Origin of the sequence: Streptomyces sp. NRRL F-5630 (genome assembly GCF_000719475.1) — a bacterium.
GTDB lineage: Bacteria > Actinomycetota > Actinomycetes > Streptomycetales > Streptomycetaceae > Streptomyces.
In genome coordinates, this window is sequence record NZ_JOGO01000002.1 from 71275 (window position 1) to 94834 (window position 23560).

Here is a 23560-nt window from a genome sequence, read left to right on the forward strand (position 1 = left end):
CGGTGACTGGCGCGGTGGGTGGCGGTGCCGGTCGCTTGGCACCCCGCTCTACTACACGTGTGTAGAGCAGTGTGCCCGGGGCGAACCCGCTCAGTCCTTGTTCCCCGCATCCATGACGCGGAACTCGTCCTTCAGCAGACCGAAGAGGAGGACGTCCCGGTGTGCGGGGCGTCTCCAGGTGGGGGCGCGACCGTCGGCGCGGGACCGGCGGCGGAAGTCGTGTTCGCGTCCGGTGTCATGGCCGGCATCCCAGCGACCGCGCCCCGCACGGTCCACCAATTTTCGCGCCCCGCCGTCCCCGGTGGTCTGATGACCGCATGAGCGAAGCCGCACCGGAGGAGGGCACGGACGGCCCCTCCGGCACGGACGGCCCCTCCGGCGCGGGCGGCCCCTCCGAGGGTGAGCTGCGACGCGAGCGGGCCGTGCGGGCCGCCGTCGTACAGGGGATCGTCGGCGAGGAGCGGCCGCTCGCCGGGCTGCTCGACGTGACCGGCATCCGCCGCACGGCCCGCGCGCTCCAGTCCGCCTTCGCCCCGCTCGTCGCCCCGGGCGGGCCCGGCGTGCGGCACACCTTCGCCGTGCGCGCGACGCCGCTCGTGCCCGTCCTGCGACTGCTCTACGAGGACCGGATCGGCGCGGAGGTGGCGAGCGCGGCCGAGCTGGCGCTCGCGCGGGCCGCCGGGGTGCAGCCGGGGCACACGGTGCTCGACTCGCCGACGAAGACGGTCGCTGAGTTGCGCGAGGCGCTGGGCAGCGGGGTGCTCGTGGACGTGGACGACGCCCAGGAGCTGGAGCGGCTCGACGCGCTGCGCGGTGAGGCCGCGGCGACCTCGACGTTCGGGGTGCGGGTCGATCCGCACGCGGACGAGGGGCGGCGGGCGGTCTTCGGCGTGCCGCTCGCGGACGAGGGCGCGCGCGAGTGGATCATCTCCGCCTTCGCCGAGCGTCCCTGGCTGACGCGACTGCACGCGCACTCCGAGGTGAAGAACGCGGGCGGGGTGGCGCCCGAGCGGCTCGCGGAGGGGGTGCGCAGGGTGTACGAGCTGGCCGAGGAGATCAACGCGGCGGCCGGGCGGCGGCAGGTCGACGCGCTCGCGCTCGGCGGCGGGCTCGCGGCGGGGGTGCGCGAGGGCGATGTCGGGGAGCACGCGGGGGCGGATTTCGCGGGGTACGCGGCGCTGCTCCAGGAGAGGGTGCCGGGGCTCTTCGACGGGCGGTACGCGCTCGTGACGGGCTTCGGACGCTCACTGCTCGCCGGGCACGGTTTCCTGCTCGCGCGGGTGGAGTACGTACGAGCCATGGGCGGGCGGCGGCTCGCGGTGACGCACGTCGGGACGCGGATGGCGGGGCACGCGTGCGGGCGGCGGCTCGCCGCGTACGACGCGCAGGGGCGGCCCAAGGAGGGTCCCGCGCTCGCCCAGGACCTCGCGGGGCCCGCCCAGTTCGACGGTGAACTCCTCGCCTCCGGGGCCGAGTTGCCCGAGCTGGAGCAGGGCGACTGGCTCGCGGTGCTCGACACGGGCGCGTACGGCTTCGCCCGCCACCAGGCGTACGACAGCCTGACGCGGCCGGGCATCCACGGCTTCGCGGCGGGGGCCGAGGGGGTGCGCTTCGCGACGGTGCGGAGCCCTCAGACGCTCGCCGAGTTCGTGACCGAATCGGGCGCGGCCCACACGCGGGCGCTGACCGACGACTTGTGACAGCGCGGCCCCCCGCCGGGGGTTTTCCGTGGCGGCGGGAGCGGAAAATACCCCAACTCCCCCACTCCCGAACTCTTTTTCCCCTTCCGCCCCATCCGCGCCTCCATCCCCCGCACGATCTCCCCGGGCGGCTCCGCGCCGCTCCGTCCGGGGAACACGTGGGGCGTATCGGGGCATCGGGGGCCGCGGAGGCGGCCCGAGGATAGGGGGCGGGCGCATGTTCCGCTGGAAAATGCCAGAACTCCCCCATCCGGGTGAGTCCTTGCGTAACGTCGTGCTCACAAGCCGTACTTCGGGTCGGGGAAGGTGACGTTCCGCGTGCCAGGAATTGACGAGTGCCTGCTGGACGCCATGAGGCTCCCGGGCGCGCGAGGTGCCGGTGTCGTCGACTGGATCAGCGGGCTCGCCCTGGGCACGATCGGCGAGTCCCCCAACGGCGATCACGAGGCGACCGCCGCCGAGGCCGCCGAACTGGCGCGCATGGCCGCCGAGCACCGCGCCTTCGCGGTGACGGCACAGCCGCCGCCCCCTGCCTCCGGGGGCGACCCGGCCGGGCAGGGCGGCCAGGCGGGCCCCGGGGATCAACCGCTGCCCGTGGAGGACGTGATCGTCACCAACCGGGACAGCTACCACATCCTCCGTTTCGTGCGGACGCCCTTCGACAGCAGCGTCTTCCTGCACCTCTGGCTCGACCGCGACCAGGGCAACCTCGCGCTCGCCCGCATCCGCGTCGGCGAGATCGCCGAACGGCTGGTGCTGTGACCGTGGACACGCTCACGACCGGGACGGTGACCGTCTCCCCGCTCCTGCGCCGCCTCGCCGAGGAGGGCGCGACCGGGACCCTGAGCCGCGACCGGGGCCGGCTCCATCTGGTGGACGGCCGGATCGTCCACGCCGAGGCCCCCGACTCGCCGCCGCTCGACGTGCTCCTGACGACCGGGAGCACCCTCCCCGCCGCCGCCCTCGCCGCGGCGCGCGCCGGGGGTGGCGACACGGGCGAGGTCGTGCGCGGCCTCCTCGCCGCCGGGCTCGTCGGCGCGGGGACGCTGGAGCTGTGCCACCTCGGCGCGCTCCACGACGCCGCGTACTTCACGCTCGCCCCCGCGGGCGGCCCCGCGCGCTTCCGGTACGGGAGCGCGCACCCGCTCGCGGTCGCGCACCCCGTGGACGCGGGCGCCGTCGAGCGCGAGTGCCTGCGCCGCCGCGCCTTCCTCGACCGGCTCCACCCCTCGGACGTGCTCGACCACGCGCCGCTGCGGCGCCTCACGACGGGCGGCCCGGTCGCGGTCAGTCCGCGCCGCCGCCCCGTCCTCGCGCTCGTCGACGGCCACCGCACCGCGCCCGAGATCGCCCGCGAGCTGGGCAGGCCCGCGTACCACACGCTCGTCGACCTGCGGCGGCTCGCGGCGGCGGGGCTCGTCGGCCCCGTACGGGCCCCGCGCCGCGGCGAGCGGCCCCGGCACGGGGCGCCGCCGGGCACGCCGGTCGCCCCGGGCACCCCGCCCGGCGCCCTCGCCGCGTCCCGCCCCCGCCTCGGCGGCGGGCTGCTGCCCGAGGTGCCTGACCCCGACATCGCCCTCCTGCGGCGGCTCCGCGACGCGCTGGAGGCCGCGCTGTGATCCGCGGGCTGAGACAACGCGCCGAAAGGAGACAACTCATGTCGGCGGAGGCCGAAGTCCTCGATGAACTGCACCGGCTGCGGACCCGCGTACCGCAGTTGACCGGGGCGCTCGCGGGCAGTGTGGACGGGCTCGTGCTCGCCCAGGACACCCCGGGCGTCGAGGCGGAGGGCCTTGCCGCGCTCACCGCCGCATCGCTCGGCGTCGCGCTGCGGATGGCCGAGGCCACGGGGCGCGGCGGCCTGCGCGAGCTCCTCGTGCGCGGCGAGCGCGGCTACGTGGCGACCTACGCCGCGGGCGGCGCCGCCGTGCTGACGCTCCTGGCCGACGCGCGCGTCAACGTCGGCAGGCTCCACCTGGAAGGACGCCGGTCCGCGAGCCGGATCGGCGAACTGGTCGACGCGGCGCTCGAACGCGCCGCCGACCAACGAGAGACGGTCCGGTCACCGAGGCCGGCCACGGAAAGGATGTAGCGACTCATGGCCAACACCGAAGCCTCCCTCAAGGACGCGATGGCATCGATCGACGGGGCTGTCGGAGTCGCCCTCGTCGACTACACGAGCGGTATGGCACTCGGCACGATGGGCGGCGGCAAGGAGTTCAACCTGGAGGTCGCCGCCGCCGGGAACACCGACGTGGTCCGTGCCAAGCTCCGCACGATGGAGCACCTGGGGCTCCAGGACCAGATCGAGGACATCCTCATCACGCTGGGCACGCAGTACCACCTGATCCGCCTGCTCAAGGCGAAGGGCGGCAACGGCCTCTTCCTGTACCTCGTTCTCGACAACTCGCGCGCCAACCTCGCGATGGCGCGCCACCAGTTGAAGAAGATCGAGGCCGAACTGGAGGTCTGAGCCGAGGACTTCCTCAGCGACGCCGCGCTCCGCCGGGCGCGGCGTCGCCCGCCCCGGTCCCCGTCGTGGCCCAGCCCCCGGTGGTACGGGACACGGGGCCGCCGCCGCGCCCGTCGAGCCGGTCCGCGGGGAGCCAGTACAGCGCCTCGGCGCGCCGCTCCGCGTGCCCGAGCCACCGCGCCTTGAGCCACAGCCCGGTCCCGCAGCCCGCCAGGATCAGTCCGCCGGCCGCCGGGGCCGCGAAGGCGCTGCCGAGCGCCGCGAGCACGGCGAGCGCGAGCCACCAGCGGTGCCCGCGCCGCCAGGCCCGTACGGTCACCGCCCGGTCGCGCAGGATGTCCTCGCGCGCGGCCCGTACGGCACCCGCCTGCCCGGCGCGGTAGCGGGCGCGGCGGAGGCACGCGGTGAGCGCGGCGGCAAGCACGTACAGGAGCACGCCCCCGTACAGCCCGATCCGGCGCCCGGTGAGGCCGGGCGGGACGAGCCCGGCCGCCGCCGCCACGAGGCCCCACCACCACAGCGGAGCCGCGCCCGCGCGCACCACCACCGCGACCCGGACGAGCGCGCGCCTGCCCCGCCCCGTACCACCTCTCGCCACCGTCGTCCCCTTCCCGTGAGCTGTACGCCTGTGCGGCGAGCGACGGTAGCGGGGCTTGATGAAGAGATGCTGAGACGAGCCCCGGAGCGGCGGCGGGGGTCCCTCAGTCCGCGAAGAGACCGCGTGCCGCCGCCTGCGCGTCGAACTCCTCCAGGCGGGACTCCGCCCCTGGGATGTGGTCGGCCATCGCCTCCAGGAGGACGCGGCCGAGGAGCATCGGGGCGCACGCGGTGTCGAAGGCGAGCCCGGTACCGACGGCGGCGGGGAGGAGCAGATCGGAGTGGGCGGCGACGGGGGCGAAGGAGGAGTCGGCGACGGTGACGACGGTGAGGCCGAGCCCTCGCGCGTACGCGAGCGCTTCGACGACCTCGCGCGGGTGGCGCGGCAGGGCGAAGCACAGGAGCGTGCTCGCCCCGGCGCGGCGCGCGGCGTCGAGCCGGTCGGCGAGCATGGTGCCGCCCTCGTCGAGCAGCCGGACGTCGGGGTGGACCTTCGCCGCGAAGTAGGAGAAGCCGAAGGCCTGCGAGGCGGCGGCGCGGAGCCCGAGGACGGGGAGCGGGCGGGAGGCGGCGAGAAGCACGCCCGCGCGTTCCACGGGGGCCGGGTCGGCGAGGATTTCGGCGAGGCGGCGCAGGTTCTCGATCTCGCCCGCGACGGCCTGCTGGTACTCGTTGGGCTCGCTCTCGGGCGCGGCGGACTCGCTCGAAGCCGGGGTGCTCTCGCGCAGGTGGCGGCGGAGCGCGGGGTAGCCGTCGAAGCCGAGCGCGACGGCGAAGCGGGTCACGGACGGCTGGCTCACCCCCGCCAGCTCGGCCAGCTCGACGCTGGAGAGGTACGGCACCTCGGCGGCCCCGCGCACCATGCAGTGCGCGATGCGGCGCTGCGTGGGGGTGAGGCGCTTCCCGTCGAACAGGGCCTGAAGCCGTGCGGCGGCACTCTCGCTCATGCCATTCAGTTAAGCAGACGGCTGCATGGATATATGCGGTACGGGGAAACCGGCCCGGATTCCCGGGGATTAGGGCCTTCGGGATGCGGGCAGGCGCCCCGGCGGCAAGGATACGAACGGGCACGAATCGCCCTCACAGCCGGAAAGGAGCGCGCATGTCCTCCAAGCGACGCCGCAAGAAGAAGGCACGCCGCAAGAACGCGGCGAACCACGGCAGCAGGCCCCAGAGCTGACTGGTGGGGCGGGGCGGGCCACCGTGCGAAGAGGGGGGATTTCCCCCGTGCGCGGCGGCCCGCCGCTCCGTACGCTCCCGGGGTATGGAGACCTCTGACCGGGAACTGCGCAAGGAACTCGACGCCACCCTTCAGGCGCGTCGCGAACTGGGCGAGGAGTACGACTCGGCGCTGATCGACTCCTTCCTGGAGAAGGTGGAGCACCGTGTGGACGAGACGATCGACCGCCGAGTGCGCCGCGGCCTCGCCGAACAGCAAGTGGTCGTCGCCCGCGGCGCGGCCCCGCGCGGCCCGCGCGGCCACGGCAGCACCTGGCTCCACCAGTACTCCTTCGCCCTGATCTCCCTGGTCCTCGCGATCCCGCTCTCGGCGATCGCGTCCACCCAGGCCGGCACGACGGGCCTGATCGTGGCCTGGGCGGGAATCGTGGGCGTGAACGTGGCAGCGCGCGGCTTCAGCCCCTCGGCCCCGGCGGGTTCCGCCCGCTCCCGCGACTGAGGGCACCACAGATCGAGAACGCCCCACAATTCAGCCTCTCCGGCGCTTGAGGAGCGGGGCCCGGGGCGGAGCCCCGAAACGGGGGTCCGGGGGCGGAGCCCCGAAAAGCGGGCGCAGCCCGGAACGGGGTCCGGGGGCGGAGCCCCGGACACGACCGAGCGCGAGGACCGCCGCACCCCCGGCCTCGCGGCCGGGGGGCGGGACGACGGCGGTCCCCGCGAGAGACGTCCGCCCGGGTCAGGCCCAGGCCACGCCTCCTGGCGTTGGAGGTCCGGGAGCCGCTCCGGAGGTCCAAAACGCCGTATCGGTCGCCGGCCCGGGAGGGGAGCCGCTCCCTCCCTGCCGACACCCCTTAATCTGCCGGAGCCGTGTTAACGACGCGCTGCGCCCACGTGACGGCCTCGTACCACTTCCGCGGCGACTGTCCGTCCTCGCGAGCAGGCCCTACTTCCCCGCTTCGCGCGCCAGGAAGGCGAGCAGGTCCTGCCTGCTCACGACGCCGGTCGGCTTGCCCTCCACGAGCACGATCGCCGCGTCCGCCGTACCGAGCACCGCCATGAGGTCGGCGACGGGCTCACCGGAGCCGACCTGCGGGAGCGGCGCGGACATGTGCTTGTCGAGCGGGTCGCCGAGCGAGGCGCGCTGTGCGAAGAGCGCATCGAGCAGTTCCCGCTCCACGACGGAGCCGACGACCTCGGCGGCCATGACGTCCGGGTGGCCCGCGCCCGGCTTCACGATGGGCATCTGCGAGACCCCGTACTCGCGCAGCACCTCGATCGCCTGCCCCACGGTCTCCTCGGGGTGCATGTGGACGAGGGAGGGCAGCGGGCCCTCCTTGTACTTGAGGACGTCGCCCACACGCGGGTGCTCGCCCGCCTCGTCGAGGAAGCCGTAGTCGTTCATCCACTCGTCGTTGAAGATCTTGCTGAGGTAGCCGCGTCCGCTGTCGGGGAGCAGCACGACCACGACGTCGTCGGGCCCGGCCTCGCGCGCCACTTCGAGCGCCGCGACGACGGCCATCCCGCAGGAGCCGCCGACGAGCAGGCCCTCCTCCTTGGCGAGACGGCGGGTCATCTGGAAGGAGTCCTTGTCGGAGACGGCGACGATGGCGTCCGTCACGGTGCGGTCGTAGGCGCTCGGCCAGAAGTCCTCACCGACGCCCTCGACGAGATACGGGCGCCCGGAGCCGCCCGAGTACACCGAGCCCTCCGGGTCGGCGCCGACGATCCGCACCTTCCCGTCCGAGACCTCCTTGAGGTAGCGGCCCGTGCCGGAGATGGTGCCGCCGGTGCCGACGCCCGCGACGAAGTGCGTGATCCGCCCCTCGGTCTGCTCCCACAGCTCGGGACCCGTGGAGTGGTAGTGCGAGAGCGGGTTGTTCGGGTTGGAGTACTGGTCGGGCTTCCAGGCGTCGGGGAGCTCCCGCACCAGGCGGTCGGAGACGTTGTAGTACGAGTCCGGGTGCTCGGGGTCCACGGCGGTGGGGCAGACGACGACCTCGGCCCCGTAGGCGCGCAGCACGTTGATCTTGTCCGTGGAGACCTTGTCGGGGCACACGAAGACGCACTTGTAGCCCTTCTGCTGGGCCACCATCGCGAGACCGACGCCGGTGTTGCCGCTCGTCGGCTCGACGATCGTGCCACCGGGCCGCAGCGCCCCGCTCTCCTCCGCCGCCTCGATCATGCGCAGCGCGATGCGGTCCTTCACGGAACCGCCGGGGTTGAAGTACTCGACCTTCGCCAGGACGGTCGCCTGGATGCCTTGGGTGACGCGGTTGAGCCTCACCAGCGGGGTGTCGCCGACGAGGTCGATCATCGAGTCGTGGATGTGCACCGTTGTCTCCGGCTTGCGCGTCTAGGGGGCTCGTTCAGCTCGTTCTGAGTCACGACAGCCTACGGGGCGCGGGGGGGCGGACCGGGAGGAACCGGTTCACCGGCCGGCGGCACGCGTGCCCCGTCCTCCGTATCCGCGATTGGCGCACCCGGCTCGCGGGGCATTGAGTGGGTGTACGGCTACGAGGAGGTGCGGCGTCGCATGTCGTCGAGGGCGAGGGTGGCACGGAGGATCGCCGCGGGCGCGGCGTACGGCGGGAGCGGCATCGGGCTGCTCGGGGTCGCCGGGGTGGGGCTGCTGCTGGCGGAGGTCCAGCTCGCGAAGCGGAACGTGGGCGTGGGCGAGATGGTGGTGCCACCGCACGCGGACGGCCGCTACGGGCGCACGCTCGCCGCGGAGGGCCCCGGGGCCGAGCGGCCCCCGATCCGCTTCACGATGATGGGCGACTCGCTCGCGGCCGGGCAGGGGGTGCGCAGGGCCCGGCAGACACCCGCCGCGCTGCTCGCCTCGGGGCTCGCGGCGGTCGCGGAGCGGCCGGTGGAGCTGCGCAACATCGCGCTGCCTGGCGCGCGCTCGGACGACCTCGACCGGCAGGTCTCGCTCGTCGTCTCGGACCCCGAGGGGGTCCCCGACGTGTGCTGCGTCATGATCGGCGCGAACGACGTGACCCACCACATGCCTCCCATGCGGTCGGTGCAGCTGCTCAACGCGGCGGTGCGGAGGCTGCGCACCGCCGGTGCGGAGGTGGTCGTGGGCACCTGCCCCGACCTCGGCACGGTGGAGCCCGTCTACCAGCCGCTGCGGTGGATGGCCCGCCGCGTCTCCCGGCAGCTTGCGGCGGCGCAGACGATCGGGGTCGTGGAGCAGGGCGGCCGGACGGTGTCGCTGAGCGACCTGCTCGGTCCCGAGTTCGAGGCGAACCCGCGGGAGATGTTCGGCCCCGACAAGTACCACCCGTCGGTGGAGGGGTACGCGACGGCGGCGATGGCGGTCCTGCCGACGCTGTGCGCGGCCCTCGGGGTGTGGCCGGAGGACCTGTCGGCGGACGAGGGCGTGCTCCCCGTCGCGAAGGCGGCGGCGGAGGCGGCGGCCTCGGGCGGTACGGAGGTCGCGGCGATGCCCGCGCACGGCGGTCGCCGCAGCCCCCTGGCCCGCCTCCGCAGGCGCCACGCTTCCGCTGCCCCCCGGGGCTCCGCCCCGGACCCCGCTCCCGACGTGCCGGAGGGACTGGAGATCTCGGGCGCCGCAGGAAAAGCCGGCTCCCTGGCATCCCCACCCACGAAACTGAGTCCCTCCGGCGAGTGAGGAGCGGGCGACGGGGCGCACTCCCGGGGATCTCCGGCCCGGCGCGCTCCGGCCCGCGCCCCGACCCCGCCCACCCCGGCCCCCGACCGCACCGCGCCCCCACTCCCCCCATGAGCAAGCGCTTAGAAATGCGGTCCGTGTCACACGTCCCGCGGCGTGACCCCCGCTCTACGTGCCGGTAGCTTCACAAGCGTCGTCGCCGTCGCCGCTGCCCGAGGAGCCCCCCATGCCCGAAGCCGTCATCGTTTCCGCCGCCAGGTCGCCGATCGGGCGGGCGTTCAAGGGGTCGCTCAAGGAGCTGCGGCCCGACGACCTGACCGCGACCATCGTGCGGGCCGCGCTCGACAAGGTGCCCGAGCTGGACCCGCACGACATCGACGACCTCATGCTCGGCTGCGGGCTGCCCGGCGGGGAGCAGGGCAACAACCTCGGCCGCGTCGTCGCCGTGCAGCTCGGCATGGACGACGTACCGGGCCTCACCGTGACCCGCTACTGCTCCTCCTCGCTCCAGACCTCCCGCATGGCGCTGCACGCCATCAAGGCGGGCGAGGGCGACGTCTTCGTCTCCGCCGGGGTCGAGACCGTCTCGCGGTTCGTCAAGGGCAACTCCGACAGCCTCCCCGACACGCACAACCCGCTCTTCGCCGAGGCCGAGGCGCGTACCGCCGCCGTCGCGGAGAACGGCGCGGACGAGTGGCACGACCCGCGCGAGGACGGCCTCGTCCCGGACGCGTACATCGCGATGGGCCAGACCGCCGAGAACCTGGCGCTGCTCAAGGGCGTCACGCGCCGCGACATGGACGAGTTCGGCGTGCGCTCGCAGAACCTCGCCGAGCAGGCCATCGCCCAGGGCTTCTGGGAGCGCGAGATCACCCCCGTCACGACCCCGGACGGCACGGTGGTCAGCAAGGACGACGGCCCGCGCGCGGGCGTCACCCTGGAGGGCGTCGAGGGCCTCAAGCCCGTCTTCCGCCCCGACGGCCGCGTCACGGCCGGCAACTGCTGCCCGCTCAACGACGGCGCCGCCGCGCTCGTCATCATGAGCGACACGAAGGCCGCCGAGCTGGGCCTGACACCGCTCGCGCGCATCGTCTCGACCGGTGTCTCGGGCCTTTCGCCCGAGATCATGGGCCTCGGCCCCGTCGAGGCGAGCAGGCAGGCGCTGAAGCGCGCGGGGCTCGGAATCGGCGACATCGACCTCGTCGAGATGAACGAGGCGTTCGCCGCGCAGGTCATCCCCTCCTACCGCGACCTCGGCGTGGACCTGGACAAGCTCAACGTCAACGGCGGCGCGATCGCGGTCGGCCACCCCTTCGGCATGACGGGCGCGCGCATCACGACCACGCTCATCAACAGCCTCCAGTTCCACGACAAGCAGTTCGGCCTGGAGACGATGTGCGTCGGCGGTGGGCAGGGCATGGCGATGGTCATCGAGCGCCTGAGCTGACCGCCCCCGTGCGCCCCGTACGCCGCGCACGCGCCGCGCGCTCCGCACGCTCCGCGCACGCTCCAACACCCCGCGCGCACCTCACCAATTCGTGACCCGATCTCCCCCGGGATGTGACACAAATCCCGGGGGAGAACTCTTTGCGCAGGTCAGCATGGTTGAACCGGCAAGCATCGAAGGTGCAAATCCACCCAACTGGTGACATTAGGCACTGACAGCGGGCCCTGTCAGGCGCCAAGCTGAGGGTGGACAGTTCGGGGGTCCCGTCGGAATCAGGAGTAACGCCAGTGAGCGCCCTGCCTCTTGCCCTGCTCATCGTCACGGCCGCCGCCGTCGTCGTCGGGCTCGTCGCGCTGCGCGTGGCCCAGGCCCTGCGCCGTGAGCTCGCCGCCCTCCGCGCGGAACTCGTGCGGGGCGCCGTTCCCGTACCGCACGCGCACGTCCCCTCGGCCCGTACGGACGCCGACACGATAAGGGCGGCCGTCGCCGACGCCCTCGCCGAGGAGCGCGAGCGCGAGCTCGCCGAGGCGCGGGCCTTCTGGGCGGCGCAGGAGGTGCGGGAGAGCGGCGACCAGCCCGGTGGCCTCCCGGCGGGCGCCGAGGACCTGTACGCACCGCGCCCCGCCGATGTCGCCGGTCTCGACGCCTTCGCGGAGGTCCACGGCCTCGGCACGGGCTTCGACCTCGCGGAGCTGGACGAGCTCCTCGCGCGGAGCCGGGACGAGGAGCACGACCCCGAGCCCGAGTACCCGGAGGACTCCGCCGAGCTCGCCGCCGCGCGCCGCCGCCACCCCTCGCACCCGGACTTCGTCCCCTCGCAGCCCCATCCCATCGGCGACCACGCGGCGACGGTCGCGCGCCTCGAAGCGCTGGCCGCCGCGCGGACCACGCTCGCGGACGTGCGCCCCGGCCCGCTCGGCACGCTCGATGTCTACGTCTTCGCCGACGGCACGACGCTCTGCGCGACGCCCGGCCACCGGGAGACGGCCGAGCTGCTGGCGGAGGCGGTACGGGAGGGACGCGAGCCCTTCCTGCTGGGCGGCTCGGGGGTGTCCGGGGCGTTCGCGCTGACGTTCGGCTGCGGCGAACGCAACGTGTACCTCCTGGCGGACCGCGTGATCACCTCCACGTGAGGCGACTCCCCGGCGCCTGGCGCCCCGAGCCGCGCCGGAAGGACGCCCGGGAGCCCGGCACCCGCCCGGGAGTGCCCGCCTCGGCCTGAACTCGGCCACCGGGATGCCGTCCGCCGAGGGGCTGCCTGACGAGGAGGGCCCGCTAGGCTCGACGGCGTGCCAGATACGTCCCCGTTCCTCAGCGCCGTCGAGCAGTTCGCCGACCGTCTCCGCGCCGCCCCGCAGAGCCGTCTCCAGCGCGGCGCGGCGGCCCGCGCCCTCGCGCTGGCCCAAGCGCTCGCCACACGGGCGCAGGAGCGCGAGGAGCCCGGCACCGCCCCCCGCCTCATGCCCGACGCCGGCATGTTCGCCGTGGCCGACCAGCTCACGGTGGCGGCCCACGACCTGGCAGCCGTCCTGCGCACGGCCGACGAGGTCGAGGAGGCGACCGCCCTCGTCACGGAGGCCCGCGCGGAAGCGAACCTCTGACGCGGTTTCCGGCCCCGTGACGGGCCTCAGCCCTGCACCCGGGCCTCTACCCGTGTTCGGGCGTCAGCCCGGAGATCGGCCCCTCCGGCGTGCGGCGAGCGGCGAGCAGGGGGCCTCGGCGGAGTCCTGAAGCGTGCCCAGGCATGCGGAAGGGGCCGCCACCCGCGAAAGGTGACGGCCCCTCCGGCCCCGCCGAAAGACGGTCAGTCGTTGCCCTGGAGAATCGCGATCAGCCGCAGGAACTCCATGTAGATCCACACCAGCGTCAGCGTCAGGCCGAACGCCGCCAGCCACGACTCCTGCTTCGGCGCCCCGTAGCGGATGCCGTCCTCGACCTGCTTGAAGTCCAGCGCGAGGAAGAGGGCGCCCAGGATGATGCCGATGATCCCGAACGCGATGCCGAGACCGCCGCTGCGGAAGCCCAGGCCGTCGCCGCCGCCGAAGACGGAGAAGAGCAGGTTGACCGCCATGAGGAGCACGAAGCCCATCGCCGCGGCCGTCACGAAGCCGACGAAGCGCCGGTTGACCCGGATCAGGCCCGTCCGGTACGCCACGAGGACGGCGACGAACGTCGCCATCGTCCCGATCACGGCCTGCATGGCCGCGCCACTGGCGATGTGCGTGTCCACGACGTTGCTCACGACGCCGAGGAAGACACCCTCGAGGGCCGCGTACGCGAGGATCAGCGCCGGGCTGGCCTTGCGCTTGAAGGACTGCACGAGCCCGAGGACTATCGCCACGAGCCCCGCGCCGATCGCGATGCCGTAGGACTTGCCGAGGTTCGCCTCGTCGACCGGCAGCAGTGCCCACGCCAGCGCGGCGAAGACGATGAGCGTGCCGAGGGTGCCCGCCGTGCGCGTGACGACGTCGTCCATCGTCATGCGGTCGGCGGTGGGCGGGGCCTGCGGGACGCCGTACTGGACGTCCGCCTGCGCGTAGGGGTTGTTCGTGTACGGATTGGCCGCCGGGGCGTCCGCGTACGGGTTCCCCGCCACCGGGCCCGGGGCGGTCCCGACTGCTGCTCCCCCGGCCTGCGGCGCGGCGTTGAAGCCAGCGGAACCGTTGTCGCGGCTGAAGCCCCGTCGCGAGAAGACCGGGTTACTGCTCCTCATCTCACTCCTCCATGGCCACCCTGTGTGGCCTTGCGCTCCAGAGTAATGCTTAGGCAAAAGGAAGACTCTAGTGCTTGGGGAGGATCTTTCCTCCCCGTGCAGTAGGAACGAGCCGTGCACGGCCCGTGTTCCCGCTCACGTCCCGGAGATCCGCGGCGGTTCGCCGCTCACCGCACCGCCGTCCGCAGCAGTTCCTCGCGCACCTCCGCGTCCCCCACCGCCGTGATCAGCGTGTGCCCCGGGCCCGGCGCCGCGTCCGCCTCGCCGGTGATCCGCGTCCGCCCCCCGCCCGGCCCGAGCCCGTACCGCACGAGCACCGTCGCGCGCCCGCACCAGATCTCCGCGGAGACCGGCCCCCGAGAGATGCGCGCGTAGGGGCCGAGCGGGTACTCGACGGGCTCGTCGGCGGGCGGGATCTCGGTGCGCAGGTCGACGAGGGGCCGCACCCGGCCCGTCCGGTGCCCGACGACGCCGCAGCGCCCGTCGGCGGACACGTACACGAGGAAGCGGTCAGCACCGCTGCGGACCGTCGCGAGGACGCGGCGCCCGAGAGCGGGCGCGGGCGTGTCCGTCACGAGCGGGAGCGCGAGGGACGGGGGCGAGACGGCCGGTGGCGACACGGACGGGAGCGAGGCGAGCGGCGCCGGGGACGCGGACGCGGCCTCGCCCCCGGCCGCGTACAGCCCCGCGCGCGGCGCTCCGGCCCCGCCACCGCCGCAGCCGCTCAGGGCGGGCGCGGCGAGGAGCGCGCAGAGCAGTGGCGCGGCGGTACGGGCCAAGGGCCCTCCTCGGGGAAGGGCGTGGGCCCAGGGCCCTCCTCGGGACCGGGACAGGGCGTGGGGCAAGGGGCCTCCTCCGGGCGGGGCGCGGGGCACGAGGCCCGCAGTGTCCCCCGCCGCCGCCCCCGCTCCTCGCCCTTCCGCGCCCGTCCTCACCCGAGCGGGTGAAGGCCCTCCCGGCCCCCCGGGCACGCGGCGTGTGGGGGCGGCGCGTGGGAGCGGCGGGGATCGCGGGGTACGCCCGGAGGCAGCACGTGCCGTTCCACTACTGTCGTCCCCCTGAAAGTGCTTCACCCAGGGGGAGTAGGGACGATGGTGACCAAACAGGAGCCGCGGGCGACCGTGTACCCGGACGGGCTGCGCGTCGGGCCACCGGCGAGCGAGACACGCGGTGGCTCGGCCGCCCTCATCGACGGCTTCCTGTGCCTGGTCCTCGCGCTCCCGGTCGGCTTCGGCGGCTTCGCGGCGTACGCCTCCGCGACGGACGGGAGCGCGCGCGGCACGCGGACGACCGTGGCCCTGCTGTGGGGCGCGGCCCTGCTGGTCTCCTTCGTCAACCACGTACTCCTCGCCCGCTGGTGCGGCGGCAGTCTCGGGAAGCTCGCGCTCGGCCTGCACGTGGTCCGTACCGAGGACGGCCGCCGCCCCCGCTTCCGGCACCTGGTGGGCCGCTGGCTGGCGGGACTCCTCCTGGTCCCCTTCGGGATTCTGGTCCTCGCCATCGCCCTGGCCGGAGGCGCCGGCTTCGGCGCGCCGCTGTCCACGGGCGAGTGGCTCGGCATCAGCCCCGTCCACCGCGAGGTCCCCGAGGGGCCGGCGCTCACTCCGGAGGAGCGGGCGGAGCCGGCGCGGGCGGCCGGGAGGGAGCAGGCGAAGGACGCGCGCGAGGCGCGCGAGCGCCGGGAGGAGAAGCGCGAGGCGAGGGCGCGGGAGCGCGAGGCTGTGGCGCGGCGGGTGCGGGAGGGGCGAGGCGGCCCGCTTCCGTACGGCAGACGCGTCTGGTGCGCGGTGCTCGACCTCCTCTTCACGGTCGTGGTGGGCACCCTGGTGTGGTTCGCGCTCATCGTGGCGATCCCCTCCACCCGCACGGACGACAGCGACACGGCCGTGCCGGCCGCCGTCATGTGCGCGGCGTACCTCGGGTGCTCGTTCCTCAACCGGGTCGTGCTCAACCGCACCCTGCGCGGCAGCCTGGGCCGCCGCCTCCTCGGCCTCCGCACGGCCGTCACGAAGACCGGCCGCCCGCCCGGCGTCCCCCGCCTCACCCTCCAGTGGCTCCTCGGCCTCGTGCTGTCCCCGATCAGCTTCTTCTTCCTCCTCTTCGGAGCCGCGCCGCCCGCGCAGAGCATCGTCGGCGTCACGGCGCTGTCCGCCCGCCAACGCACCGGGCCCGGCGTCACGGCCCCGCACGGCCTCCAAGCCACCTCGACCGCGTGAACGCGCAATCGCCCAGTGGACAGGAAATTCACGACAATGAGCCGGCTTTGCCCAGCACCGACCGCGTCACTTCCGCCGAGGAATACCCCATGACCTCGCCGCACGAAGCCGCGGGACCGTCTGGGGCGGACGAGGATCAGGGCGAGCTGATCTTCCAGGCCTGGCTCCCTTCGCCCGAGCTGGAGGCGGAGTGCGCGGCCACGGAGGTGCCGGGGCATGCGAAGGGAATCCCGGCAGGGGAGGGAATCGTCCGCATTCCCTTCCGCATGGTCGGCATGGTGAGGGAGGCGTGCGATGCCGCAGAGCGTGCCCACGTTCGATGAGCTGATCGCGACGTGCCGGAGCGCGCTCCACCTGGAGATGCGCGACGCCTACGCCGTGGACTACGAGGAGGGCCCGTTCGCGGACTGGCGCGCCGGACATCGGCTCAACCCGGCAGACCGCCAGTCCTGGTGGCGGCCGTGGCTCGACCTCATCAGCGAAACAGTCGCCCGCGGGGCGGAAGTGCGTCGCGCGCGGATCGTGTCCGAACCGGTCAGCGAATACACCCGCTTCCTCTACGACGGCACCTTCACCAACGTGGCCGCCGGAGAACAGGTCAGCTGGCTCCCTCGGCGCCAGGCGTCCGACATCCCTCTGCCAGGCAATGACTTCTGGCTCTTCGACGGCGTGTGGGTGCACTGGAACCATTTCGCCGGGGACGGGTCGTCGCTCGGCGCGGAGATCACCGACGACCCCCGCGCGGCGGCTCTCTGCCGTGACGCTTTCGAGCAGGTGTGGGAGCGAGCTGTGCCCCACGACGAGTACGAGATCCGCTGAGCGGAAAGACCGCGTGCCGCGTGAGCTACTGACTCGGGGATTCTCGGCAGCGTCTCGGTGTAGGCGGGCATCGAGCCCGCTGCGGTCTCAGCCATGACGAGGGAACCAATCCGTGGAAGCCGGCTCGACACCGCAGGGGCGGCCGAGCGTACGGCGGTAGCAGGCATCCCGACGTTCTCCCTTGGCGGCGAAGGCGTCCCGGGCCAGAGCCACGCCACAGCCCGGCGCACCTTCTCTCTGCTCGCGGCCTCCACCAGCGCCGCGTCCAACACCGTGTTGACGTTCACCAGCCGACTCCTCCTGGGACAACGGATGTGGGTACACATGGCCTCGCGGGCCCCTGCACGCCGTCGGTTGGCCGTGACCGGTGCAGGCCCCGGCTGCGCGGCCGCCCCAGCCACGCAGCCGGGAGGTTCAGTCGCGCTTCTCGCGGTGGCGGCAGCGCCTCGTCAAGACGCGGCAGTCCGTAGCCGTCGAGTAGTCGTACGCCCTCTCGGCGCGTAGCTCCTCCCTGCGCAGCTCCGCGCAGCGGGGGCAGTCCTTGTTCACGCCCCTCCCGCTCGGTGGCGGGTTCGGGCGCCGGCTGGGCGAGCTTGGCGGTCACAAGTCCTCCCTGCCGTAGCAGCAGCGGCGACAGCCGCGGGGGAACCAGGCAGGCCCGTTGCGGGTGGCCCGGCGGGCGCCGAGGTCGACATCGTCGATGCCGGGACGGAGCGGGGTCTCGCACCACACGCACGCGCCCCCGCGTAGCTGCTCCGCCGTGAGCGTCTCGACGGCGGGGAGGAGGCCCTCGTCCACAGGGATACTCACCGCGCCATCGCCAGCGCGTCCACGAGCGCCGCGCGGAGCAGACGGACGAGGGTGAGCAGGCCGGTTCCGTAGGGAGGGTGGAGCCACATGCGCCCGCCGGCACCGATCCCGGGTGCGGGGCAGTCGAGCACCCACCCGGCGGGGTGGACGACGGCACCCGGAAGCCCGTCGAGTACGGTCGCGGTCCCGGCGGCCACGAGCCACCAGGCGCGGCGAGCGTCCGAAGACCCGAGGACGGGACCGCAGTTGCCGCTCGGGCGGAGCACGCACAGGGCGTCGATCGACGGGTAGAGCGGGGCCTCGAAGACCCGCCAGGTGTTCGGCCGGGGGACCACAGACGCGAGAGTGCCTTGGTCCCACGCACGCAGTACCGGTGTGGGGGCGGTAACCGTGCGGGCGAGCCACTTCACGCCCTCAGCTCGGGGCGAAAGGGAGCTGGATCTCGTAGCCGTCGTCATGAACAAGTCCTCCTGCCCGACGAGGGTTTGCGTGCTTCGGGGGTGAGACAGGGCGCATTGCCCGGGACGCGTGGGGCTGTGGGGAGGAAAGCCGCCCGCTCGTCGAGGAAGGCGTCAAGGAACGACTTCACGCCGTACGCCGCGTCCGTGCACGCGGCGGCGTGCACGGGAGTACGGGGCAGAAGGACGACCGAATATGTCGATCCTGTCTGCATAACCGCACTGCCGTAGAAGTCCATTGCCACGCGAACGTCGAAGGGTCTCAGCGCGTCCCGAGTGAGCCATGCCTTCAACGTCGTCTCATTACAACCGCGGCTGTCGATCATGCGTTGTCCCGTGGGCTTCCGGTGTTGGTCTGTCGAACGCGACCGCGCCGGGACGCGGGCGCCGTTCACCGTGAGCGGTGCGACTTGCCCGCCTCTCTTCGCAAGGGGCGTGTACTCAGGCAACTGCCGAAGGGCCGGGTTCGCCTAGGGCTGCTCGTGAGCTTTCCGAGGTTGCCACCTAGGAGGACTTGAATCTCTCTTTACCTGACAACCCGCGTCCAGGGCACTACTTTGCGCGCATGGAGCCCCGGCGCAACGTCCTGTTGGAGACGTGGATGGCGGAAGAGGGCCACAGCTCGCGGAGCCTGGCCGAAGCCATCAACACTGAGGTCGGACGGCTGACAGGCCGTGACGGCGGGTACGACGACGCGAGCGTCCGCGCGCTGAAGGCGGGCCGTATCAGGTGGCCGAACGCGGTGACGCGGAAGGCTCTGGAGGCAATCGCCGGGCGCAGCGCCCTCGCCTTAGGGTTCGTGCCGAGGAGCCGAACCCCGCTCCCTGGAGGTCGGCAGCAGGAGGACGTGGACATGAAGCGCCGCACCGTCGCACTTGGTGGAGTTGCGGCGGCTGTAGCCGCAGCCGCCCCTTCGTCCGCTTCTCGCCGCATCGGCATGAGCGACGTGCGCCGCGTCCAAGACAAGTTCACCGAGATCATCGCCAGTGATCACCAGCACGGGGGCAAGCTGTCCATCCAGCAGCGAGCGGCCCAGCTCGCGGACGAAGCGCTGGCGATGCAGAACGCTGGCACTGCCACCCAGCGGGTCAGGTCCAGCCTCTACGCCTCAGCGGCAGCGTTCAGGTCGTCCGCCATGTGGGCCGCCATCGACGGCAGGCGCTATGCCGAGGCGCAGGCGAACATGCGCGAGGCCCAGGCGCTCGCCGAGATGTCCGGCGACATGGCTATCAAATTCCGGATCTGGTCGCACGCTGGAGCCATGTACCGCCACCTCGGCCGGCACGGCGATGCCCTCGCGGCCAACCAGGTCGCCCGCAGCCTCAACATCGTGCGCCGCGATCCGCTCTTCGCCGCCCTCGGCCTGGCCCGTCAGGCGGCGATCCACGGTCTCGCCCAGGAGCGGACGAACGCCCGACGCGCCTTGGACCAGGCCCGCGAGGCGCTGTTCCGAGCAGACACAGGCGCCGACCGCCCGGTCTGGCTGACAGCCTTCTTCGACGAGGCCGAGTTGGACTCCCTCGCGCTCAACGCCTATCTCTCACTCGGAGACTTCCCCTCCGCCGAGAAGCACGGGCATCGCTGCCTCGCACAACTGCGACCCGCCATGGCACGGTCGCGAGCCATCACGACGACCAGGCTCGCGCATTCCCAGCTCGGGCAAGGCGAACCGGACGCCGCCGTCGCTACGGCCATGAAAGTTTCCCTGTCCGCCGCTACCGAACATCCCCGCGTCAGCCGCATGATCATGGAGTTCGGCGCCGCCCTGCGCGCCACAGCGCCCAGGAGCTCCGCCACTCGCACCTGGACCGACTACACGGCCACTTGGAGGACCGCATGACCACGCCCGAGCTGCGGACGTTCACGGATCTCGACGCCGCTCGCCAAGACCTGATCGAGGTCTACGCGGATGTCCGCGCACCGCTCCTGCACCTCCCGAACTATTCGGTGACGAGTTTCGGTGAGCGCGTCGACAGGCACGCGTCCGAGCCCGGATTCACCGTCGTCCTCGCGTACGCCGACGGCGCACCGGTGGGCTACGCCTACGCCAACACGATCACTGATGGTGACCGGTACTGGCAGCGCACCACGCCCGCGCCTGAGCACCTGTACACCGCGCGGCCAGCGCTCGCGCTGAAGGAGATCGGTGTCAGCGCGAGCTGGCGCGGCACGGGCACCGCGCGGAAGATCCACGACGAACTTCTGCACGGCCGACCGGAGACGTACGCCACTTTGATGGTCAACAAAGCCGCCGGAGAGGGGAAGGTCCACGCCGTCTACCGCGGATGGGGCTACGAGGACATTGGCACGAGCCAGCCTTCCCCAGCGTCTCCTCTGCTCACCGTGATGGTCCGGCCTCTCAACCAGGTGGCAGCCCCTCTTTCATAAGATGCTGTGGTGGGCATCCCTGACACGCTCATCACCCTCCAGCGGACAGCCGACGCCGAGCGTGCGGCGGTAGCAGACCTCCTGACGTTCTCCCTTGGCGGCGAAGCTGCCCAGGGCCAGAGCCGCGCCGCCGCCCGGCGCACCTTCTCTCTGCTCGCGGCCTCCACCAGCCCCGTGTCCAAACCGTGTTGACGTTCACCAGCCGACTCCTCACGGGACAACGAATGCGGGTCACATGGCCTCGCGGGCCCCGAGGAGATCACGAGCCGGGCCCCCTCCGTTGCCCTCGTCCAGGACGTCCTCGGCGCGCACGCGCAGCCGCCCACGGCCTTGCGGGATCTTGCCCGCCGATGTGGACTCCCCGCATGACCACGCTGCCTGTTCTTTACCTCATCGCTACCGCGGCCGGCCCCACCCACCACATCGACGACGGCATCCAGGCCGCGCAGGCGGACGGCTGGGATGTGCACCTCGTGCTGACGCCGACCGCCGCCCGCTGGTGGAAGCCGCGCATGGCGGAGCTGGAGAAGGTGACCGGGCACCCAGTGGTCTGGGAGTACCGGGTGCCCGGTCAGGACGTGCGGGGCGCCTCGTCGCTGCCGAAGGCCGATGCCATTGTCGTGGCCCCGATCACCACGACCTCGGCTTGCAAGTGGGCTGCGGGGATCACGGACACGGTGGCGCTCGGGATTCCCGCTGAGGCCGTGCACATGGGCGTCCCGGTGGCTGTGATGCCGTTCTGGAACGAGGTGCTGTACGCTCAGCCCGCCGTCCGCCAGGCCGTGTCGCTCCTTGAGGAGCAGGGCGTCCGGGTCGTGTTCGGGCCGGGCGAGCCTCACCCGCCGAAGTCCGGCCGGGACAAGCTCTTCCCTTGGCAACTCGCCTTCGACGCTGTGCGTGCGGCGTAGCTGCCGGAAACGACGAAGGCGCCCTTTCCCCGGCGGTTCCGGCTCGCGGAGACGGGCGAGGCGGTGGTTCGCGAGGTCCACGGCGTCCCGCAGCGAATCCCCCGGGGTGGGGTTGCGCTCGTGCTCGACGCGCGCCAAGCGCTCCTCGGCGGCGCTGACCCGCTCCCGCACGGCAGGTCGCCTGGCCCGCCGGGCGCTCCCGCTCCCCGTCCAGTCGTCGGCCAGCTCGTCCACTCGCCGGCCGAGCCGAAAGAGCGCCCTTTCCCCAGATCGGCGCGGCGAGAAGTGGGTGGTGCCCGGAACCGGACTCGAACCGGTACGCCCTGAGAAGGGCAGCGAGGTTTAAGCTCGCCGTGTCTGCATTCCACCATCCGGGCAGGCCATGCACCCCGTTGCCGTCTCGCAGCCTATCGGGGGCGCTCCGTCCGCACGGGCGAACGGGGACTGCTGCTGTCTTATTTTATTGCCGACCTGACGCTCCGTCAGATCGGGGGGCAGGGATTTGCCCGTCCCGGTCCGCGGCGGGCGCGGCGGTAAATGACGGGAATTCACTGTCCTGTCCCTGAGACGCCGTCGAAGCCCGCCCACGACCCACGCGCACGCCGCTCGGCACACGCTCCCGCGCGCCGACCGCCCCGCGTTCCCGTCGCTCAGGACGGTCCGCGGGACGGTCGTGGTTCCGGCCCGGTACGGGGCGGGCCGGGGCAGTGCTGCCGGCTCCGACGCCGGCCCCGGTCAGTTGTGCCAGGTACGGGGGCGGGGCGGCAGCCCGGACTCGCCCGAGTCGGGGGTGCGGACCGCGAGCACCTGGTTGACGCCGATGCGGTTGCGCGCGAAGGAGAGCGCCGAGGCCGCCATGTACAGGCGCCAGACCCGGGCCCGGCCCGGTGAGGTGAGCCGGACGGCCTCCTCCCACCGCGCCTCCAGGTTGCTCACCCAGGCGCGCAGCGTCCGGTCGTAGTGCTCGCGCAGCGCCTCGACGTCCCGTACCTCGAAACCGGCCCGTTCCAGGAGTGAGACCGTCGTCCCGACCGGGGCCAGCTCGCCGTCCGGGAAGACGTACGCGTCGATGAACTCGTCGATCGTGTACGCGGCCTCGTCGCGCAGCGGGCGGCGCGCGATCTGGTGGTTGAGGAGGCGTCCGCCGGGCTTGAGGAGGGCGTAGAGGTCGTGCGCGTACTCCTCGTACCGTGCCGCGCCGACGTGCTCCGCCATACCGATCGACGAGATGGCGTCGAAGGGGCCGTCGTGGACGTCGCGGTAGTCCTGCACGCGGATCTCGACCTTGTCGCCGAGGCCCTCCTCGGCCACGCGCTTGCGGGCGTACGCGGCCTGCTCGCGCGAGAGCGTGACACCGACGACCTCGACGCCGTACTCGCGCGCCGCGTGCAGCGCCATCGAGCCCCAGCCGCAGCCGACGTCGAGGAGCCGCTGCCCGGGGCGCAGGTCGAGCTTGGTGGCGACGAGGTCGAGCTTGTCGCGCTGGGCCTGCTCCAGCGTCCCGCCCTCGGTCCAGTAGGCGCAGGAGTAGACCATCGCGGGGCCGAGGACGAGTTCGTAGAAGGGGTTGCCGACGTCGTAGTGGTGGCTGATCGCTCTGCGGTCGCTGCCCTTGGTGTGGAGGTGGCCGCGGCCGGGGCGGCGGCGGATCTCCTCGGGCGGCGGGGGCGGCGGCAGGCCGGGGCCCGCGAGGCGCAGCAGGGCGCGGCCCGCCGCGCGGACCTCGGGGCGGCGCACGGCCTGGAACAAGGTCTTCGGGGCGGTGTCGTCCTCGCCCCGGTCCCACACGAGCGAGGAGAGCCGGTCGAGTACGTCGTAGAGGTCGCCCTCGACCGCCAGTTCCCCGGCCACCCAGCCCCGCACGAGGCCGAGTTCGCCCGGCTTGAAGAGCAGGCGGCGCAGGGCGCGGCGGTGGCGTACGACGAGGACGGGGGCGCCCGGCGGACCCGCCTCGCTGCCGTCCCAGGCCCGTACCCGGACCGGGAGCGGGGTCCCGAGCAGTTCCTGGGCGAGGTCGGTGAGCCGCGACGCGGCGTCCTGCATGGCGCACACCTCCGGGGAAGTTCCGCTGGGCGCGGGGAGCGCGTCAGGGGCGCGGGCCGTGACGTCTCCCCCCTACGTAAACACCGGGCGGGTGTTCGCGCAGTCCCATGTACGTCGTAAGAGAAGCGGAAAATCCGTGGTGACGCCATGCTTTTCAGCCGCAGGCGGAACG

Annotated in this window: 26 protein-coding genes and 1 tRNA gene; 17 read left to right on the forward strand and 10 right to left on the reverse strand. The window is 73.0% G+C overall.

What is annotated here, in order from left to right; translation table 11 throughout:
- Positions 1 to 317: 317 nt before the first annotated feature.
- The 5 genes from IF99_RS0100880 (at position 318) to IF99_RS0100900 (ending at position 4173) form a co-directional block, all read left to right on the forward strand.
- Positions 318 to 1700, forward strand: coding sequence for a diaminopimelate decarboxylase (locus IF99_RS0100880; protein ID WP_030994312.1), 1383 nt, complete (start codon positions 318 to 320; stop codon positions 1698 to 1700).
- Between the two features lie 318 nt (positions 1701 to 2018).
- Positions 2019 to 2462, forward strand: a complete 444-nt coding sequence (locus IF99_RS0100885; RefSeq protein ID WP_030994313.1) for a hypothetical protein — start codon at positions 2019 to 2021, stop codon at positions 2460 to 2462.
- A gap of 2 nt (positions 2463 to 2464) precedes the next feature.
- A complete protein-coding gene (locus IF99_RS0100890; RefSeq protein WP_030994314.1) occupies positions 2465 to 3319 on the forward strand; it encodes a hypothetical protein in 855 nt (284 codons plus the stop codon).
- 38 nt (positions 3320 to 3357) lie between these two features.
- A complete protein-coding gene (locus IF99_RS0100895; protein WP_030994315.1) occupies positions 3358 to 3792 on the forward strand; it encodes a roadblock/LC7 domain-containing protein in 435 nt (144 codons plus the stop codon).
- A 6-nt stretch (positions 3793 to 3798) separates the two neighbouring features.
- Entirely contained in the window at positions 3799 to 4173 is a 375-nt protein-coding gene (locus tag IF99_RS0100900; protein ID WP_030994316.1) for a hypothetical protein, read from the forward strand.
- A 13-nt stretch (positions 4174 to 4186) separates the two neighbouring features.
- On the opposite strand, the gene IF99_RS0100905 is transcribed toward IF99_RS0100900, so the two are convergent.
- Complete coding sequence (locus IF99_RS0100905) at positions 4187 to 4771, reverse strand: hypothetical protein (RefSeq protein ID WP_030994317.1); 585 nt, start codon at positions 4769 to 4771, stop codon at positions 4187 to 4189.
- A gap of 103 nt (positions 4772 to 4874) precedes the next feature.
- A complete protein-coding gene (locus IF99_RS0100910; protein WP_030994318.1) occupies positions 4875 to 5717 on the reverse strand; it encodes a MurR/RpiR family transcriptional regulator in 843 nt (280 codons plus the stop codon).
- Between the two features lie 317 nt (positions 5718 to 6034).
- Between IF99_RS0100910 and IF99_RS0100915 the strand changes: the two genes are divergently transcribed.
- Positions 6035 to 6448, forward strand: coding sequence for a hypothetical protein (locus IF99_RS0100915; RefSeq protein ID WP_030994319.1), 414 nt, complete (start codon positions 6035 to 6037; stop codon positions 6446 to 6448).
- A gap of 444 nt (positions 6449 to 6892) precedes the next feature.
- Here the strand turns inward: IF99_RS0100915 and IF99_RS0100920 are convergent, their stop codons facing one another.
- Positions 6893 to 8281 (reverse strand): cystathionine beta-synthase, encoded by a 1389-nt coding sequence (locus IF99_RS0100920; RefSeq protein ID WP_030994320.1) that lies wholly within the window; start codon positions 8279 to 8281, stop codon positions 6893 to 6895.
- 201 nt (positions 8282 to 8482) lie between these two features.
- Between IF99_RS0100920 and IF99_RS0100925 the strand changes: the two genes are divergently transcribed.
- The 4 genes from IF99_RS0100925 to IF99_RS0100940 all read left to right on the forward strand — a co-directional run bounded on the left by IF99_RS0100925 (position 8483) and on the right by IF99_RS0100940 (position 12634).
- Entirely contained in the window at positions 8483 to 9586 is a 1104-nt protein-coding gene (locus tag IF99_RS0100925; protein ID WP_234340538.1) for an SGNH/GDSL hydrolase family protein, read from the forward strand.
- A gap of 226 nt (positions 9587 to 9812) precedes the next feature.
- Positions 9813 to 11033, forward strand: a complete 1221-nt coding sequence (locus tag IF99_RS0100930) for an acetyl-CoA C-acetyltransferase (RefSeq protein ID WP_030994322.1) — start codon at positions 9813 to 9815, stop codon at positions 11031 to 11033.
- Between the two features lie 287 nt (positions 11034 to 11320).
- Positions 11321 to 12166 carry a hypothetical protein gene (locus IF99_RS0100935; RefSeq protein WP_030994323.1) on the forward strand — a complete coding sequence of 282 codons (846 nt, stop codon included), beginning with the start codon at positions 11321 to 11323 and terminating at the stop codon, positions 12164 to 12166.
- Between the two features lie 156 nt (positions 12167 to 12322).
- A complete protein-coding gene (locus IF99_RS0100940) occupies positions 12323 to 12634 on the forward strand; it encodes a hypothetical protein (protein WP_030994324.1) in 312 nt (103 codons plus the stop codon).
- 203 nt (positions 12635 to 12837) lie between these two features.
- On the opposite strand, the gene IF99_RS0100945 is transcribed toward IF99_RS0100940, so the two are convergent.
- Complete coding sequence (locus IF99_RS0100945) at positions 12838 to 13746, reverse strand: Bax inhibitor-1/YccA family membrane protein (protein ID WP_030994325.1); 909 nt, start codon at positions 13744 to 13746, stop codon at positions 12838 to 12840.
- Positions 13747 to 13913: 167 nt separating this feature from the next.
- On the reverse strand, positions 13914 to 14525 hold the full coding sequence (locus IF99_RS0100950) for a hypothetical protein (protein WP_030994326.1): 612 nt from the start codon (positions 14523 to 14525) through the stop codon (positions 13914 to 13916).
- 312 nt (positions 14526 to 14837) lie between these two features.
- On the opposite strand from IF99_RS0100950, the gene IF99_RS31550 reads away from it, so the two are divergent.
- The 3 genes from IF99_RS31550 to IF99_RS0100965 are packed head-to-tail and all read left to right on the forward strand — an operon-like array spanning position 14838 to position 16781.
- Positions 14838 to 15962, forward strand: coding sequence for an RDD family protein (locus tag IF99_RS31550; protein ID WP_078654942.1), 1125 nt, complete (start codon positions 14838 to 14840; stop codon positions 15960 to 15962).
- Complete coding sequence (locus IF99_RS30460; RefSeq protein ID WP_420705636.1) at positions 15959 to 16285, forward strand: hypothetical protein; 327 nt, start codon at positions 15959 to 15961, stop codon at positions 16283 to 16285. The genes IF99_RS31550 and IF99_RS30460 overlap by 4 nt, the downstream gene beginning before the upstream one ends.
- Positions 16257 to 16781 (forward strand): DUF6879 family protein, encoded by a 525-nt coding sequence (locus tag IF99_RS0100965; protein ID WP_030994328.1) that lies wholly within the window; start codon positions 16257 to 16259, stop codon positions 16779 to 16781. Before IF99_RS30460 ends, IF99_RS0100965 begins: the two co-directional genes overlap by 29 nt.
- A gap of 600 nt (positions 16782 to 17381) precedes the next feature.
- Here IF99_RS0100965 and IF99_RS0100975 read toward each other — a convergent pair.
- From IF99_RS0100975 to IF99_RS34600, 3 genes are read right to left on the reverse strand one after another with little or no spacing between them, the layout of a single operon-like run.
- Positions 17382 to 17591: a hypothetical protein gene (locus IF99_RS0100975; RefSeq protein WP_030994329.1), complete on the reverse strand. Its 210-nt coding sequence runs from the start codon at positions 17589 to 17591 to the stop codon at positions 17382 to 17384.
- Entirely contained in the window at positions 17588 to 18049 is a 462-nt protein-coding gene (locus tag IF99_RS0100980) for a hypothetical protein (protein ID WP_030994330.1), read from the reverse strand. Before IF99_RS0100980 ends, IF99_RS0100975 begins: the two co-directional genes overlap by 4 nt.
- On the reverse strand, positions 18046 to 18375 hold the full coding sequence (locus IF99_RS34600; RefSeq protein ID WP_234340540.1) for a hypothetical protein: 330 nt from the start codon (positions 18373 to 18375) through the stop codon (positions 18046 to 18048). The genes IF99_RS0100980 and IF99_RS34600 overlap by 4 nt, the downstream gene beginning before the upstream one ends.
- Positions 18376 to 18614: 239 nt before the next feature.
- Here IF99_RS34600 and IF99_RS0100985 point away from each other — a divergent pair, with 239 nt between their 5' ends.
- The 4 genes from IF99_RS0100985 to IF99_RS0101000 all read left to right on the forward strand — a co-directional run bounded on the left by IF99_RS0100985 (position 18615) and on the right by IF99_RS0101000 (position 21345).
- Complete coding sequence (locus IF99_RS0100985) at positions 18615 to 19889, forward strand: hypothetical protein (RefSeq protein WP_030994331.1); 1275 nt, start codon at positions 18615 to 18617, stop codon at positions 19887 to 19889.
- Positions 19886 to 20437 (forward strand): GNAT family N-acetyltransferase, encoded by a 552-nt coding sequence (locus IF99_RS0100990; protein WP_030994332.1) that lies wholly within the window; start codon positions 19886 to 19888, stop codon positions 20435 to 20437. Before IF99_RS0100985 ends, IF99_RS0100990 begins: the two co-directional genes overlap by 4 nt.
- 9 nt (positions 20438 to 20446) lie before the next feature.
- Positions 20447 to 20629: a hypothetical protein gene (locus IF99_RS0100995; protein WP_158716573.1), complete on the forward strand. Its 183-nt coding sequence runs from the start codon at positions 20447 to 20449 to the stop codon at positions 20627 to 20629.
- A gap of 173 nt (positions 20630 to 20802) precedes the next feature.
- Positions 20803 to 21345: a flavoprotein gene (locus tag IF99_RS0101000; protein WP_037826257.1), complete on the forward strand. Its 543-nt coding sequence runs from the start codon at positions 20803 to 20805 to the stop codon at positions 21343 to 21345.
- Positions 21346 to 21635: 290 nt separating this feature from the next.
- On the opposite strand, the gene IF99_RS0101005 is transcribed toward IF99_RS0101000, so the two are convergent.
- Both IF99_RS0101005 and IF99_RS0101010 read right to left on the reverse strand, forming a co-directional pair.
- Positions 21636 to 21722: transfer RNA gene (locus IF99_RS0101005), tRNA-Leu, on the reverse strand.
- 358 nt (positions 21723 to 22080) lie between these two features.
- Positions 22081 to 23388, reverse strand: a complete 1308-nt coding sequence (locus IF99_RS0101010) for an SAM-dependent methyltransferase (protein WP_030994335.1) — start codon at positions 23386 to 23388, stop codon at positions 22081 to 22083.
- Positions 23389 to 23560: the final 172 nt, after the last annotated feature.

What these genes read in the sequence shown, in the direction of transcription:
- IF99_RS0100880 (WP_030994312.1), top strand. Translation starts at nt 318, where the DNA reads ATGAGCGAAGCCGCACCGGAGGAGGGCACGGACGGCCCCTCCGGCACG.
- IF99_RS0100895 (WP_030994315.1), top strand. Translation starts at nt 3,358, where the DNA reads ATGTCGGCGGAGGCCGAAGTCCTCGATGAACTGCACCGGCTGCGGACC.
- IF99_RS0100900 (WP_030994316.1), top strand. Translation starts at nt 3,799, where the DNA reads ATGGCCAACACCGAAGCCTCCCTCAAGGACGCGATGGCATCGATCGAC.
- IF99_RS0100910 (WP_030994318.1), bottom strand. Translation starts at nt 5,717, where the DNA reads ATGAGCGAGAGTGCCGCCGCACGGCTTCAGGCCCTGTTCGACGGGAAG.
- IF99_RS0100915 (WP_030994319.1), top strand. Translation starts at nt 6,035, where the DNA reads ATGGAGACCTCTGACCGGGAACTGCGCAAGGAACTCGACGCCACCCTT.
- IF99_RS0100925 (WP_234340538.1), top strand. Translation starts at nt 8,483, where the DNA reads ATGTCGTCGAGGGCGAGGGTGGCACGGAGGATCGCCGCGGGCGCGGCG.
- IF99_RS0100930 (WP_030994322.1), top strand. Translation starts at nt 9,813, where the DNA reads ATGCCCGAAGCCGTCATCGTTTCCGCCGCCAGGTCGCCGATCGGGCGG.
- IF99_RS0100945 (WP_030994325.1), bottom strand. Translation starts at nt 13,746, where the DNA reads ATGAGGAGCAGTAACCCGGTCTTCTCGCGACGGGGCTTCAGCCGCGAC.
- IF99_RS31550 (WP_078654942.1), top strand. Translation starts at nt 14,838, where the DNA reads ATGGTGACCAAACAGGAGCCGCGGGCGACCGTGTACCCGGACGGGCTG.
- IF99_RS0100965 (WP_030994328.1), top strand. Translation starts at nt 16,257, where the DNA reads ATGCCGCAGAGCGTGCCCACGTTCGATGAGCTGATCGCGACGTGCCGG.
- IF99_RS0100980 (WP_030994330.1), bottom strand. Translation starts at nt 18,049, where the DNA reads ATGACGACGGCTACGAGATCCAGCTCCCTTTCGCCCCGAGCTGAGGGC.
- IF99_RS34600 (WP_234340540.1), bottom strand. Translation starts at nt 18,375, where the DNA reads ATGATCGACAGCCGCGGTTGTAATGAGACGACGTTGAAGGCATGGCTC.
- IF99_RS0100985 (WP_030994331.1), top strand. Translation starts at nt 18,615, where the DNA reads ATGGAGCCCCGGCGCAACGTCCTGTTGGAGACGTGGATGGCGGAAGAG.
- IF99_RS0100990 (WP_030994332.1), top strand. Translation starts at nt 19,886, where the DNA reads ATGACCACGCCCGAGCTGCGGACGTTCACGGATCTCGACGCCGCTCGC.
- IF99_RS0101000 (WP_037826257.1), top strand. Translation starts at nt 20,803, where the DNA reads ATGACCACGCTGCCTGTTCTTTACCTCATCGCTACCGCGGCCGGCCCC.
- IF99_RS0101010 (WP_030994335.1), bottom strand. Translation starts at nt 23,388, where the DNA reads ATGCAGGACGCCGCGTCGCGGCTCACCGACCTCGCCCAGGAACTGCTC.